Below are 13620 nucleotides of genomic sequence, written 5' to 3'. Positions count from 1 at the left end.
TTCCGTTCCGACTAGGCGCTTTCCAGGGGGCGTCCGATGAGCCGCTTCACTCGCGTTGCTCGCTCCAGGGTCTCATCTGTGACGCTAATCCCCTAGGAGTCGCCCAGCCTCCACTCCAATCAACCTCTATATGACATACGTTTTAACAAATGTCATCCACAACTTTTGGTGATGAGGCAAAACTTAATAGATGGCAAGAGTAAATTATTACCTCCTTTAATTAAACAAGCCAGTAGCCTTTTATATTGAAATGAAGGGCTACTGGCTTTTATGTTTTCTCTTTCTCCATTTATCGGAATTTTTATAAAAGTAATACTTTACTAAAAATACAAACATATGCTACACTATCGAAAATACATTGAAGAGAAGAGTAAATAAGGCCGTTCTTCCCAGAGAGCTCGGGTTGCTGAAAACGAGTAAGAACGAATTATTGAAACAAGCCTCGGAGTAGCGCATTGGATTTCTGTTTGAATGATGGTGCGACGGGAACTCCCGTTACAGAGAAACAGTATAAGCATAAGTCTTTATGCCGTACTGAAAAGGCTATTATGGTGACATAATAGTGAACTAGGGTGGCACCACGTGAGTATAAATTCCACAATCTCGTCCCTAAGACAAATCGTCTTGGGGGTGGGATTTTTTTGTTTTAGTTACTTGTCATAACTACAAGGAGGAATTTATATGGGCGTGCATAAATTAATAGAAACGTGGCGTTATCCGGTTATATTATTGTTTAGTATTGGTGTTTCCAGCGTCGGAAGCTGGATATATTTTATAGCTTTAAATCTAATTGTTTTAAATCTTACAGGATCTGCTATCGCTGTGTCTGGATTATATATCGTTAGGGCTTTATCCACACTTTTCGCCAGTTTTTGGTCAGGTAGTTTGATAGATCGTTTAAATAAAAAATACCTCATGATTGTTCTCAACCTTTTCGAATCTTTACTAATTGTCACACTACCTTTCTTCTCTACTTTGACTTGGATATATTTCATGGTCTTTGTTATAACAATAGCTAGCTCTATGTATCGTCCGACTTCCATGACCTACATTACGAAATTGATACCCGTTGAACAAAGAAAACGTTTTAACTCGCTTCGCAGCTTACTTGATTCCGGAGCATTCGTAACTGGTCCAGCTATTGCAGGACTGCTATTTACGATTGGATCGCCTAATATGGCAATTTACTTGAATGCCATTGCTTTATTTTTATCAGCCTGTATTACATTTGGAATGCCAAATATTGAGGCTAATCAACAACTGGCAAGTAAGGCCGGTGCGAAATTTTCCTACAAAGTTTTATTCAATGATTGGAAGCTTGTAATCAAATTTAGCCTTAAAAATCCTTATATTATGATGGTCTATTTTTTATTTAGTGCGATGATTGTCATGATGACAGCAACGGATTCTTTAGAGGCTGCTTTTGCTACTCAAGTACTATCATTATCCGAAGGTGAATACGGGGTTTTGGTGGGCATAGCAGGTGCTGGAGTATTAGTTGGTTCTTTAATGAATACAGCCATCGTTGAAAAAACACCAACTGCTTGGCTTATAGGTTTTGGGTCATTAATAACAGCATTAGGCTATTTAATTTTCACATCCTCTTATACTTTTCTTATCGCTTCTTTAGGATGCTTTATTTTGTCCTTTGCGATGGCCTTTGCCAATACGGGGTTCAATACTTTTTATCAAAACAATATTCCTGTCGAAAACATGGGTAGAATAGGAAGCATTTACGGTTTTGTAGAAGCCTTTTTCATTATTATCATCACTGCCATCTTTGGCGTTGCAGCTGAAATTATATCTATTCGATATGTTGTTGTATCTGCAGCCATTATCATGTTTGTGGTAGCAACTGTACTGCTTATTATTAATGTTCAACCTTCGAAAGCTAGATTTTATAGTAATATTTCTAGACTCAACGACTAGAAGCAATTTTATTTTGTAGTTACTGTCGCACAGATAACTCAATGCCAGAGTCTACGTCTAAAAAGGCAAACAAAAATAGGTCTTTTCTCAAAGATGGAAAGACCTATTTACGTAAGCCCTGATTCATGACATTCTATTCTTTGCCTCTTTTATCTGTCGCTTTGCTTTTTCTATCCGTCACTTTGCTTTTTCTATCCGTCACTTTGACTTTCCTATCCGTCGCTTTTGCTCTTCTTTCCGTCACTTTGACTTTTATCCGTCGCTCTTGCTCTTCTTTCCGTCACTTCGCCTTTCCTATCCGTCGCTTCTGCTCTTCTATCCGTCACTTCGCCTTTTCTATCCGTCGCTCTTCCTCTTCTTTCCGTCACTTTGACTTTTATCCGTCACTCTTGCTCTTCTTTCCGTCACTTTGCCTTTTCTATCCGTCGCTTCTACTCTTCTATCCGTCACTTTGCCTTTTATCCGCCGCTCTTGCCCTTCTTTCCGTCACTTCGCCTTCCCTATCCGTCGCTTCTGCTCTTCTTTCCATCACTTCGCCTTTCCTATCCGTCGCTCTTCCTCTTCTTTCCGTCACTTTGCCTTTTATCCGTCGCTCTTGCTCTTCTATCCATCACTTTGCCCTTCCTATCCGTCACTCTTGCTCTTCTATCCATAAAAAAAAAGGCATGAATCAATTTAACAATTGATTCATGCCCTAAAAAAAATATTAATACGCTAAGCCGAATAGCGCTTTGATATGTGTAAGATAGCGAATGTTAGATGCTTCTTTCATAAGTGTTGCAGGAAGACCTTTAAGTTCTGTGTTGCTAGCACCAATTGTAGCAACAGCGTCTTTGCGGCCTAAGCTTGCAAGTGTACCAGAGTTAATCGCTGAGAATGACTTCATCTCTTGGTTTTTGTATTGTGCGAATAGGTTGTAACCAGCGCACTCACCCATTTGCCAAGCAACTTGAGCAGTTGGTGCGTATAGTGGACGACCACCATCAGCTGGTAATGCAACAGATGCGTCACCAATTACGAATACATCATTGTGAGATGTAGATTGTAAGAACTCGTTAATCGTTGCTTTACCGCGGTCAGCAGCAAGGCCAGACTCGCCTACTAGTGGAAGTGGAGCTACCCCACCTGTCCAAACAAGTGTGTTGGCAACGATTGGTTCGCGATCTTTAAGAGAGATGACATTACCATCAACGCCTGTAACAGGAGTACTTGTAATGAATTCAACGCCACGTTTAGCTAAGCTTTCAGTAGCACGTTGGATAAGTGTATCTGGAAGTACTGGTAAGATTTTCGGACCAGCTTCAACAAGTTTGATTTTAAGATCAGCAAAGTTAACACCATGTTTCGCTGCGATTTTCGGGAAGTTGTCCACGATTTCACCAACAAGCTCAACACCTGTTAAACCGCCACCACCGATAACGATTGTCGCATCTGCTTCGTCTTTTGTTTGTGCATATGCTTTAATACGGTCTTCGATGTGTCTGTTAATTTTGTTTGCATCGTTCACTGATTTAAGTACCATAGAGTTTTCTTCTAATCCAGGGATACCGAAGAATCCAGTTTGGCTACCTAAAGATACTACTAATGTATCGTAATCTAAAGTATAACCAGTGTCTAGGTCAACTTTTTTAGTGTCTACATTGAATTTCGTTACTTTAGCAATTTGTAAATCAATATCTAAACCTTTAAAGATTTTTTTAAGAGGTAAAGCAACAGCACCTTCAGCAATAGTACCACCAGCTAAACGGTGAAGCTCAGTGATGATTTGGTGTGTTGGGAATTGGTTTACTACAGTAATTTTAGCTTCATCAGCTGATAAATACTTACGTGCAGTTAATGCAGTTAAAACGCCAGCGTAACCAGCACCTAAGATGACGATTTCTTTTGACATGATTAATTAATCCTCCGTCCTTACGAATTGAATATATCTCGAGTCGAGTCTTATTTAGATTTACGTTCAGCGCTTACTTGTAAGAAAGCATTAACAAAACGGAAAACACCTTGTACTTGTGGGTCTTTTAACATTTTCATAAGACCGAATAAACCAATTACTTCTTGGCTTTCAGAAGCACGATCTTTCGCTTCAATTGCAGTAGCTGCAAGATTTTTTGCTGAGCCTACTACCGGGCCTGCCATTTCTGTTACAGCACCAACAGTATCATTTTTCAGCACTTCGTCAGTTGCAACAGCTTGAGCAAACTCATACGATTTTGTTAATAACGTCATCATTTCAGTTAACTTTGGTAATTGCTCAACTAAAGTTGTAAGTGATTCCTGAACCTCAGGCTTTAATAATTGATCTAGCACATCCAGTTGTTCTTGACTCACAGTTAATTGTTCAGACTGTGTTTGGTTATTCGTTTCTGACATTTTGAACTCTCCTTTGCCATCACTATTACTATTTTAATTTTATATTGCTTCCATGTAAAAAAGACCATTAAGGCACTTCTTAACAGTCGTTACAGCGCGTATATCTTACAAATCACCAGTCTCAAGAGCTGGATAACAATTCGTATGATTTGTTATTATAATGTTAACTTTACTTTGCAAAAAGTGCATCATAATTCCATCCTATCTTGTCTTGGTGACTTTACAAACTCCATTATAAGACTGTTTGCATATTATTTCAATGAGCTAAATCACAATTTCGACAATCTTTTCAAAATTCATTGATTTTGTCAACTATATATTGTATTTAGGTTTGCTTTTTGTCCATACTGACTTATCACCATAACGTATGGTTGATTTCCGTTCCGATTAGGGGGCGTCCGATGAGCCACTTCACTTCGCTCCAGGGTCTCATCTGTGACGCTGATCTCCAAGGAATCGCCCAGCCGAAACGAAGATCAACTTATATACAGGGCTGAATTTTTAATAATAATCGCTCTCTTGCTTCGTTCTGTATTTAATCTTCCCCACCATCGTTCGTGTAATACTTACTATGTTTATATATATAATGAAGGAATTTATTTCTCAACAGATTGCCAGAAGAAATCTACAATTTCTTTCGCAGCCATAGCTTCTGTTTGAAATAACTTATTCCCTTCTCTATCTTTAAAATAACCTACTGACATCAATGCCAAAAACGTATGCGCAAAAAAGGTAGCATTTCCTTCACGAATCGTGCCTCTCTCCATCTCCAACTGCATCGCCTGTTCAATCGTTTTATACATTTTACATTCTAATGCATACACTTCTTTTAATTGAGATTCTGATAAATTAATCGTCGCCTCTCTCATAAAATTTTTCATATCAATGCCCACAGTCGCTAATAAATGATTTTCAACTAACTGCTCTAAGCGTTCTCGAAATGGTCTTGGCTGCTCTAAAATTTCCAAAATGTACAGTCTGATTCTATCTATCATTGCCATTAAAACGGATGTATATAAATCTCCTTTAGTCGGGTAATAGTAATAGATAGTGGCCTTTGTCACATTACAAGCTATCGCTACATCATCCATCGAAATATTATTGTAGCCTTCTTTTATAAAAAGCCTAGTTGCCGTCTCAAGGACAATCTCTTTTCTTGGTCTCGCATTTTCATCATAGCGAGGTCTTCCGAGAACACGCGGTGATTGTTTCAAACAGGTTTGCCCCCTTTTCAATTTCGCCTTGGCGCAATTGTTGCTGCCGCTTCGCTTTCGCACAGAAAACAATTGTTGCTGTCGCTTCGCTTTCACACAGTAAACATTTGTTGCTGCCGCTTCGCTTTCACTCAGATAAACAATGCGTCCGAATTTTGAATTGTGCTCAGGTCTGCGCGAGGCCAATATGATGTTGGTCACTCAGGCGGTTTCACAGGATATGAAGTTCTTAGCCTGAGTTCCTCTATTTCAGTAGGTGTTTGGATATCCACTGAATAAAAATAAAGCACTCTTTTAAGACAGAGTATAACATATTGATTTTTCTCAATTAATTAACCTTTTGGTATATAATTGATGTGCTTCTTGATATGTTCATTGCTAGTGTCAGCTGTTATAACTGTTTTAGGTAAATATGCTGGTAACGAACATTGCTATAATTTTCAGATAATTATATACTAAAACAAAATTGCATGATTTGTTATGGATTTATATTCCAATTATTAACAAGGGATGTGGTATTCATGAACTATCAAAAATTGCAGCAACGCTTTCCATTATTAAAACCCTTTTCTGGCAATGAGACAGACGGCTATTTATTTAATTTTGACAATCGTCTTTTTGAAATTCCAAAACATACTATTACGCAAAGTGAGCTAGAGCTATTGCGTATTTTTTCTGGACCACTTACATTTCCAAATGATTATGATACGGCTTGGTTTGATTATTTTACGGATGAAACAAATGAAGCGCCAACACCAATTCATAAACATCGCGTATTATTTCTTCGTTTTGACAAAGCATTTACTACACCTAATTTACTTCGGACAGCCTTTGAAGCATTACTCGGCAAAGATATTATACTCATATCACTAAATCCTCATTTATTTGCAATTATCGAATGTATCGAAAACGATGAATTACTGAATTTTTCTCACTATCTTGATCTTTTACTTGAAGATTTAAAAACCAACTTTAAGATTTTTGTTTCTGATATTATGCCAGACATTACGATGACAAAAAAACGCTTTAACTGGCTTGTTGATTTACAGCAATCTCTTTGGTCTTGTACAACTAAGCATGTACTTACACAACAAGAGTTATTAGTGCCGTACTTATCACTACACCTTGGCTTACATGAGAAAAATATTTTTATATCTTCCATTTTAAAAGAAGCGACCTCACAGCCTGACTTAGTACATACTATAAAACAATTGATTAAATACGAAGGAAATATAACACTGGCTGCAAAAAAAATGTTTATGCACCGTAATACATTGCAAAATCGTCTGGAGAAATTTCAGCAACTTACTCAAAAAGATATTCGGCAATTTGAACATCGGCTCGAAGTATTCCTTGCTATCTCCTTTTTAGAGTCATTATAAGCCACGCCGCACACTTTATAACATAAAAATTGTGCAGTGTCATAGTGTTGAAAAATAAAATGGTTAAGGGAATCTTTGTGAATGTTGTTGCGCTTTCGCGTGGGCGATTCATGATGCTATCAGCGGTTCTCAGCTTTTTATCAGCGGTTTCTCGGTTTTATCAGCGATTCTCGGCGCTTTATCAGCGGTTTCTCGGTTTTATCAGCGATTCTCGGCGCTTTATCAGCGGTTTCTCGGTTTTATCAGCGATTCTGAGCATTTTATCAGCGGTTTCTCGGTTTTATCAGCGATTCTCGGCTTTTTATCAGCGGTTTCTCGGTTTTATCAGCGGTTCTCGGCTTTTTATCAGCGATTTTCTCGGTTTTATCAGCGATTCTCGGCTTTTTATCAGCGGTTTCTCGGTTTTATCAGCGGTTCTCGGCTTTTTATCAGCGATTTTCTCGGTTTTATCAGCGATTCTCGGCTTTTTATCAGCGGTTGGCATTTTGGAGCATCGGGCCGCTACGTTTGCACTTCGATTTCGCGCAGATACATTCGTGTTGGCCTAAGCAGCTTATCGGGCGCCCCAGTAAAGCGCCCAGTCGGAACGGAAATCACTCCCCCGTTTTGTCGAAGAGCCATACTTTAGTTAATGTTAATTTGACACCTTCATTTCATCGTCACAATAGTTTTTCAACAACATCACGCTGCACATTTTATAACATAAATATTGTGCAGTGTTTACCTAGGTCTACACGATGAAATTATTTACAATGGATGTATGACTTACAAAGGGGTGTAGTGTATGGCGGAATTGAGGTTAGAGCATATTTATAAAATCTACGATAAAAATGTTCAGGCTGTCACCGATTTTAATTTACAAATTCACGATAAGGAATTTATCGTTTTTGTCGGTCCGTCTGGCTGTGGGAAAACAACAACATTGCGAATGATTGCGGGCTTAGAGGATATTTCAAAAGGTGAATTTCATATCGATGATGTACGGATGAATGACGTTGAGCCAAAAGATCGTAGTATCGCTATGGTATTCCAGAGCTACGCCTTATATCCACATATGTCTGTATACGATAATATGGCATTTAGTTTAAAGCTTCGTAAGGTCGATAAAAAAGAAATTGATCGACGTGTGAGAGAAGCTGCTAACATATTAGGCTTAGAAGATTACTTAAAACGGAAGCCCAAAGCGTTATCAGGCGGGCAACGTCAGCGCGTAGCTCTTGGTCGTGCTATCGTGCGGGATGCCAAAGTTTTTTTAATGGATGAACCGCTCTCCAATTTGGATGCCAAGCTACGTGTACAAATGCGTGCTGAAATTCAGAAGCTCCATCAACGTATTCAGACGACAACTATTTACGTTACACATGACCAAACTGAAGCAATGACTATGGCGACTCGTCTCGTAGTTATGAAGGATGGTCTTATTCAGCAAATTGGCGCACCAAAGGAAGTTTATGATACCCCATATAATATGTTCGTTGCGGACTTCATCGGCTCACCTTCTATGAATCTTTTCCAAGGTCATTTAACCGATACAACTGTAATACTCGGTGAGCATAGCTTCCCTATTCCTTCAACATATTTAGGGGTATTGAAAGAGAAAAACTATTTAGGCAAGGATATTGTACTCGGTATTCGCCCTGAAGATTTATACATTATAGCATCCGATTCTCCGTACACTTTCCGTACAACAGTAAACGTTGCTGAACTGCTCGGCGCAGAAACTTTCCTCTATGCTTCATTAGCAAACCAAACATTTATTGCACGTGTTCATGCTGATAGTACTTTACAGCCTGCCGATGTAGTGACATTAGCCATGAAAGAAGAAAAGATTCATTTTTTCGATCCACTTACAGAAGAACGTATTTATTAGGAAGAACTTAGGCGATATGAGTCTGGCATCGCCTAAGTTCTTTTATTTCTTTCGTGTATTAACCTTTTTATGCAGGCCTTGAATTGCTGTACGTGTAGAGTCCAGATAATCAATTGTTTGCTCATAGTTACTCGTTGCTACGCACATAAATAAAATATCAATTACATGGAGCTGCGCAAGACGTGAGGAAGTTGCTCCGCTTCTAAAGGCCGCCTCTACATTCGGTGACGTGTATAAACAAATATCCGCCAAGCTTGATACGAGCGAACTACCATAGCGAGTTAAACTAATTGTTGTTGCAGGTGTTTCTCGGGCAATTTCAAGAATTTTAGCAACTTCATGTGTTTCACCAGAAAATGAAATACCTATTACCACATCCCCCTCTTCTGCGTTTACAACCGCTGTAGCTCCTAAATGTAAATCCATGAACGCCTTACTATTCTTATTAATTCGTAAAAATTTCTGGTCTGCATCCATTGCTGTAATACCAGATGCGCCGACACCAAAAAAGAAGATTCTGTTGGCATTTGATAATGCTGATACCGCACGTTCCAGCTCTACCGCATCAATCAAATCCGCTGTTTGCTTTAAAATCTGACTACTTTGCATCGTCACCTTTTCTACAATGGACCGTAATGGCTCATTCGGTTCAATATCACGATCATCTGTTTTTTCTCGTTGCAAATCACCAGCAATACGTAACTTTAGCTCCTGAACACCACTGACATTTAAAGATTTACACAAACGAATAACAGCCGCACTACTTGTATTACTTGCCTCTCCCAATTCAACAGCTGTCATTTTAATAGCCTTTGATGGATGCTCTAAAATATAGGATGCCACCTTCTTTTCGGATGGTGGTAACTTCTCCCGCATTTCCGCAAGCATAATCAATCCAGCATTTATTTTTTCCATTCCCATCAACTCCGCATTTTATTATGTATGTATTGTAACTTGACGAACAATTACGCAAAAGCGCTATAGAACCCGAAGTAAAAATAAGCAATCCACCACTATTTAGCCCGATGGATTGAAGCGACCCCAAGGATGTAGCACTTTAAGTTAAAAATCTATAATTTCCTTAACAATAAAAAAGTGAGTGGATGCATCCACTCACCCTTTCTCTTAGTCCTTCATAAGCTCCACTGCCATACGCACATGACCTTCCGATTGTGCTAATAATCTCTCAGCTGCATCTAAAGTCGTTTCTGTGAGTAACATTACAATGGCAAGCTTCACTTGAAAATGAGTCTGCTCTAAAATTCCCTCTGCCTGTTCATAGGATACACCCGTTGCCTCACAAACAATCTTTTTAGCACGTTCACGTAATTTAAAATTACTTGCATGGACATCTACCATTAAATTCTTATATACTTTTCCAAGCTTAATCATCGATGTTGTCGTAATCATATTTAGTATTTGTTTATGAGCAGTCGCAGCCTTTAGCCTTGTGGAGCCCGTTAAGATTTCAGGTCCCGTAATGACTTCTATTGCAATATTTGCATAGGCACTAATGACCGATTGCGGATTACTGGCTAAACTTATTGTACGTGCCCCTATTTGCTGTGCATAAACTAATGCACCTTTAACAAAGGGTGTCCTACCACTCGCTGCAATCCCAATGACAACATCCTGTGCACTTAGCTGCTGTTTCTTTAACTCCTCTTCCCCTAGAGTATAGTCGTCCTCCGCACCTTCTATGGCAACCATTACTGCGTCTGACCCCCCCGCCAATATTGCTTGCACGAGCTTTGGCGATGTACTGAATGTTGGTGGACATTCCACTGCATCTAATAAACCTATACGCCCACTTGTCCCTGCACCTACATAAAATAATCTCCCGCCATTCTTCAGCGCATTAATGACGACTTCAATTGCTTGTTCAATTTCAGGTAGCACCTTTGCAATGGCTTGCGTTATTTTTAAATCATCTTTATTCATCAGCTGTACAATTTCAGCAATTGACATTACATCTAAATTTGCTGTTTCTGGATGATAATCTTCTGTTGTTAGTTTTGTCATTCGTTCCATCGAAGTCAAATCCCTCCTCCCCTATTTGTTAATGTTGCTCATCCAAGTTTCCTTTACGATTTGCTGTACTGACTTCGTGATTAGAACGCCCTCACTAATAAGCCCTTTTACAAATGCTCCAATTACAGGTGGTACCTCGGGTTGAATGAGTCGATTTTTAATAGCTACTTGCTGCAATTTCTCTTGAAAACAGTTAGTAAAATAACTACTTTCAAATAAACCACCACAAGTGACAATAGGAAAGCTTTTGACTTGGGGCTCTTTCTGAAACATCGTTAACAGTAATTGTGCTAAGCAGGTAATGGCACGTTCTATAATAATCTCCGCTGTTTTATTACCTTGTTCAGCTAGCTGTAACACAGTTTGGACAATGGAAGCAATCAACACCCGTGGCTGTGCATGCTCGTAGATGAACGTAATGATTTCAGTCGGATCTTTTAGCACTAGTTGCTTTAAGATTGCCTCTGTAAACGCATCTCCATCTCGACCAAATGCATCATAATGCTGTGCAATAACACGTAATGCTTGTTGCCCAATATAGTAGCCACTACCTTCATCTCCAAATAAATAACCCCATCCACCTACCCGGCTCACACGATTATTCTTTTGAACACAATATACAATAGAGCCAGTTCCCGCAATAAGGACAAGCCCTTCATGTGCAAATGTACCGCTAGTAAGTGCCGCTACCGCATCATTTGTAACATACACCTTGCAGGATTCAGATGTAAAAAATAACTCCATCCATTTATGCCAGCGTACTAAATCCTCCTGACGATCCCCACCTGCTATACATAAAAAGGTAGTCGAAACATCCGTCCTCGTTGCCCCAACCTTTTGGAGTAATCGCGTTAGTAATTTCATCATTTGCTGTCGTACTTCTTCTGGTGGCGTTGATTTTATATTTGCTCCTGCTCCTTCAACGGTAGCAAGTACTTCACCGCTTCTAGTACCTATAACTGCACGGGTTTTCGTCCCACCACCATCTACACCAATAATGTATTGTTTATTTAATAGCACCAGCCGTCAACCCTTCCATAAATTGCTTAGAGGCAATAAAGAATAAAAGTATCATCGGCAATGACGCAAGTGTTAGGCCTGCAAAAAGCGAACCCCAATCAGCCGAATGTTCCCCAAAAAGAGACATCATCCCAACCGGAATTGTACGCTTCATCTTATCTGTAATGAAAATAAGGGGGAAGAAAAAGTCATTCCATGCGGCAATAAAATTAATGATGACCACCGTCCCAAGTGCTGGTCTCATTAACGGTAATACTACATGCCAGAGCACCCTTAAATTCCCCGCTCCATCCATACGTGCAGCCTCCTCTAGCTCATAGGGCATCGTTTTAAAGAAACCTGTTAATATTAACATCGTCAGCGGAATGCCTGTCGCAGTATTCATCAAAATTAGTGACCATAAGGAATTAATAAGTCCTAAATCACGCATTAAAATGAAAAGAGGTACAATCCCAAGTTTAATCGGAATCATCATCCCTAATAGGAAAATAAAAAATAGCGCCTGATTCCATGAAAATTTAAAACGCGCAATATAAAAAGAGGCCAATGAACAAACAACGACAATTAATACAACAGATACAATACTCACAAAGGCACTGTTCATAAAATACGTTGTAAATGGAATCTTTGACAATAATGTACGGTAAGTATCTAAGCTAAAGCTAGTCGGTAAGCCCAAAGGATTTTTATAAATGTCCACACTCGTCTTAAATGACGATAAAATCATTAATAAAATAGGATATAAGCTGATCGTTGCCACCGCAAATACAACAATATAGTAAAATGGCCGAGCCCAAATTGCGCCTTGCTTCATTTGCTCACCCCTTACATTTGTACATCTTTTTTACTCGTAAAACGTAAAAATACTGTTGTGCAAATTAAAATAAAGAAGAATAAAACCGTTGCTAGCGCTGACCCTAAACCAATGGCCGTTGCGCCTGAGGCTGTTGAGCTACCAAATGCCAAGCGGTAGAAGAATACAGCTAAGGTGTCAGTGGAATAATATGGCTCTCCCATTGAGCCCTGCATTGCATAAACAAGCTCAAAAGCCTCAAATGATTGAATAAATGTTAAGACGCCCATGATCATAATAGAAGGAATCATCAACGGCAGATAGATTGTACGTAATAATGTAAAGCCTTTTGCACCGTCTAGCTTCGCGGCTTCGATTAGTTCACTTGGTATCCCTTGAAATCCAGCTAAGAAAATCAAGACACCAAAGCCAAGACCAAACCAACAATTTACTAAAATAATAGCGATTAAAGCTGTCTTAGGATCACCTAACCATGCCTTCTGTAAGCTTTCCAGACCTATTTTCTCCAAAATAACGTTCAACGTACCGAAATTGGGATTTAAAATGAGTTTCCATAAAAATCCTACAACAATAACAGATAGTAATCGCGGCAAGAAGAAGGCCGCCTTAAAAAATTCTGCTCCCTTTATTTTTTGATAAATGATAAACGCTAGGAAAAAGGCTAAACCATTCATCACAATCATTTGTAAAACGAAATACAGTGCGTTATGTTTGAAGGCATTCCAAAACATCGATCCATATGGTTCTGTCGTAAACAATGTCACGAAATTTTGAAATCCAATAAAATTACCTCTCGTCATCCCTTTCCATTCAAAAAAACTATAGGATAATGCAGCTATAATAGGATACAGTACAAACATTCCGTAAATAATCAATGCAGGAATTGGAAAAAGATGAATGGTCCACTTTGCCCAAGTTTTTTTCTTTTTAGTCGATGAAGCTGTAGTTATGTTCATTATCGGACAGCCTCCTTTGAAGAAATTTAGACAG

14 protein-coding genes and 1 other annotated feature are annotated in these 13620 nt (G+C 39.0%); of the genes, 5 read left to right on the top strand and 9 right to left on the bottom strand.

Annotated features, from left to right (window positions below; all coding sequences use genetic code 11):
* Positions 1-349: 349 nt before the first annotated feature.
* Positions 350-614 (top strand) — a binding site (T-box leader).
* 67 nt (positions 615-681) lie between these two features.
* Positions 682-1929: an MFS transporter gene (locus QRN68_RS05295; RefSeq protein ID WP_285395701.1), complete on the top strand. Its 1248-nt coding sequence runs from the start codon at positions 682-684 to the stop codon at positions 1927-1929.
* A gap of 125 nt (positions 1930-2054) precedes the next feature.
* The gene (locus QRN68_RS05290) at positions 2055-2615 is read left to right on the top strand and encodes a hypothetical protein (RefSeq protein WP_285395700.1); all 561 of its coding nucleotides are present in this window, start codon (positions 2055-2057) and stop codon (positions 2613-2615) included.
* 20 nt (positions 2616-2635) lie between these two features.
* Here QRN68_RS05290 and QRN68_RS05285 read toward each other — a convergent pair whose 3' ends face one another.
* From QRN68_RS05285 to QRN68_RS05270, 4 genes are all read right to left on the bottom strand, one after another.
* Positions 2636-3820 carry an NAD(P)/FAD-dependent oxidoreductase gene (locus QRN68_RS05285; protein WP_285395699.1) on the bottom strand — a complete coding sequence of 395 codons (1185 nt, stop codon included), beginning with the start codon at positions 3818-3820 and terminating at the stop codon, positions 2636-2638.
* A gap of 50 nt (positions 3821-3870) precedes the next feature.
* Complete coding sequence (locus QRN68_RS05280; protein ID WP_068985866.1) at positions 3871-4299, bottom strand: helical membrane plugin domain-containing protein; 429 nt, start codon at positions 4297-4299, stop codon at positions 3871-3873.
* 308 nt (positions 4300-4607) lie between these two features.
* On the bottom strand, positions 4608-4751 hold the full coding sequence (locus QRN68_RS05275) for a hypothetical protein (RefSeq protein ID WP_285395698.1): 144 nt from the start codon (positions 4749-4751) through the stop codon (positions 4608-4610).
* Between the two features lie 144 nt (positions 4752-4895).
* Positions 4896-5609, bottom strand: a complete 714-nt coding sequence (locus QRN68_RS05270) for a TetR/AcrR family transcriptional regulator (RefSeq protein WP_285395697.1) — start codon at positions 5607-5609, stop codon at positions 4896-4898.
* Positions 5610-6034: 425 nt separating this feature from the next.
* On the opposite strand from QRN68_RS05270, the gene QRN68_RS05265 reads away from it, so the two are divergent.
* The 3 genes from QRN68_RS05265 (at position 6035) to QRN68_RS05255 (ending at position 8765) form a co-directional block, all read left to right on the top strand.
* The gene (locus QRN68_RS05265) at positions 6035-6895 is read left to right on the top strand and encodes a PucR family transcriptional regulator (RefSeq protein WP_285395696.1); all 861 of its coding nucleotides are present in this window, start codon (positions 6035-6037) and stop codon (positions 6893-6895) included.
* Between the two features lie 47 nt (positions 6896-6942).
* On the top strand, positions 6943-7443 hold the full coding sequence (locus QRN68_RS05260; RefSeq protein WP_285395695.1) for a hypothetical protein: 501 nt from the start codon (positions 6943-6945) through the stop codon (positions 7441-7443).
* Positions 7444-7679: 236 nt separating this feature from the next.
* Positions 7680-8765, top strand: a complete 1086-nt coding sequence (locus QRN68_RS05255) for an ABC transporter ATP-binding protein (RefSeq protein WP_285395694.1) — start codon at positions 7680-7682, stop codon at positions 8763-8765.
* Positions 8766-8807: 42 nt separating this feature from the next.
* Here QRN68_RS05255 and QRN68_RS05250 read toward each other — a convergent pair whose 3' ends face one another.
* The 5 genes from QRN68_RS05250 to QRN68_RS05230 all read right to left on the bottom strand — a co-directional run bounded on the left by QRN68_RS05250 (position 8808) and on the right by QRN68_RS05230 (position 13586).
* A complete protein-coding gene (locus tag QRN68_RS05250; RefSeq protein WP_285395693.1) occupies positions 8808-9680 on the bottom strand; it encodes a MurR/RpiR family transcriptional regulator in 873 nt (290 codons plus the stop codon).
* Positions 9681-9890: 210 nt separating this feature from the next.
* The gene (gene murQ / locus QRN68_RS05245; protein ID WP_285395692.1) at positions 9891-10796 is read right to left on the bottom strand and encodes an N-acetylmuramic acid 6-phosphate etherase; all 906 of its coding nucleotides are present in this window, start codon (positions 10794-10796) and stop codon (positions 9891-9893) included.
* A gap of 21 nt (positions 10797-10817) precedes the next feature.
* On the bottom strand, positions 10818-11816 hold the full coding sequence (locus QRN68_RS05240) for an N-acetylglucosamine kinase (RefSeq protein ID WP_285395691.1): 999 nt from the start codon (positions 11814-11816) through the stop codon (positions 10818-10820).
* Positions 11803-12630 (bottom strand): carbohydrate ABC transporter permease, encoded by an 828-nt coding sequence (locus tag QRN68_RS05235; protein WP_285395690.1) that lies wholly within the window; start codon positions 12628-12630, stop codon positions 11803-11805. Before QRN68_RS05235 ends, QRN68_RS05240 begins: the two co-directional genes overlap by 14 nt.
* 11 nt (positions 12631-12641) lie before the next feature.
* Entirely contained in the window at positions 12642-13586 is a 945-nt protein-coding gene (locus QRN68_RS05230; RefSeq protein ID WP_285395689.1) for a carbohydrate ABC transporter permease, read from the bottom strand.
* Positions 13587-13620 lie beyond the last annotated feature (34 nt).

This window comes from Lysinibacillus sp. fls2-241-R2A-57 (genome assembly GCF_030209535.1).
Taxonomy (GTDB): domain Bacteria; phylum Bacillota; class Bacilli; order Bacillales_A; family Planococcaceae; genus Lysinibacillus.
Note: the sequence above shows the minus strand (reverse complement) of the source record. Positions and strands in the feature narration are given on the sequence as shown.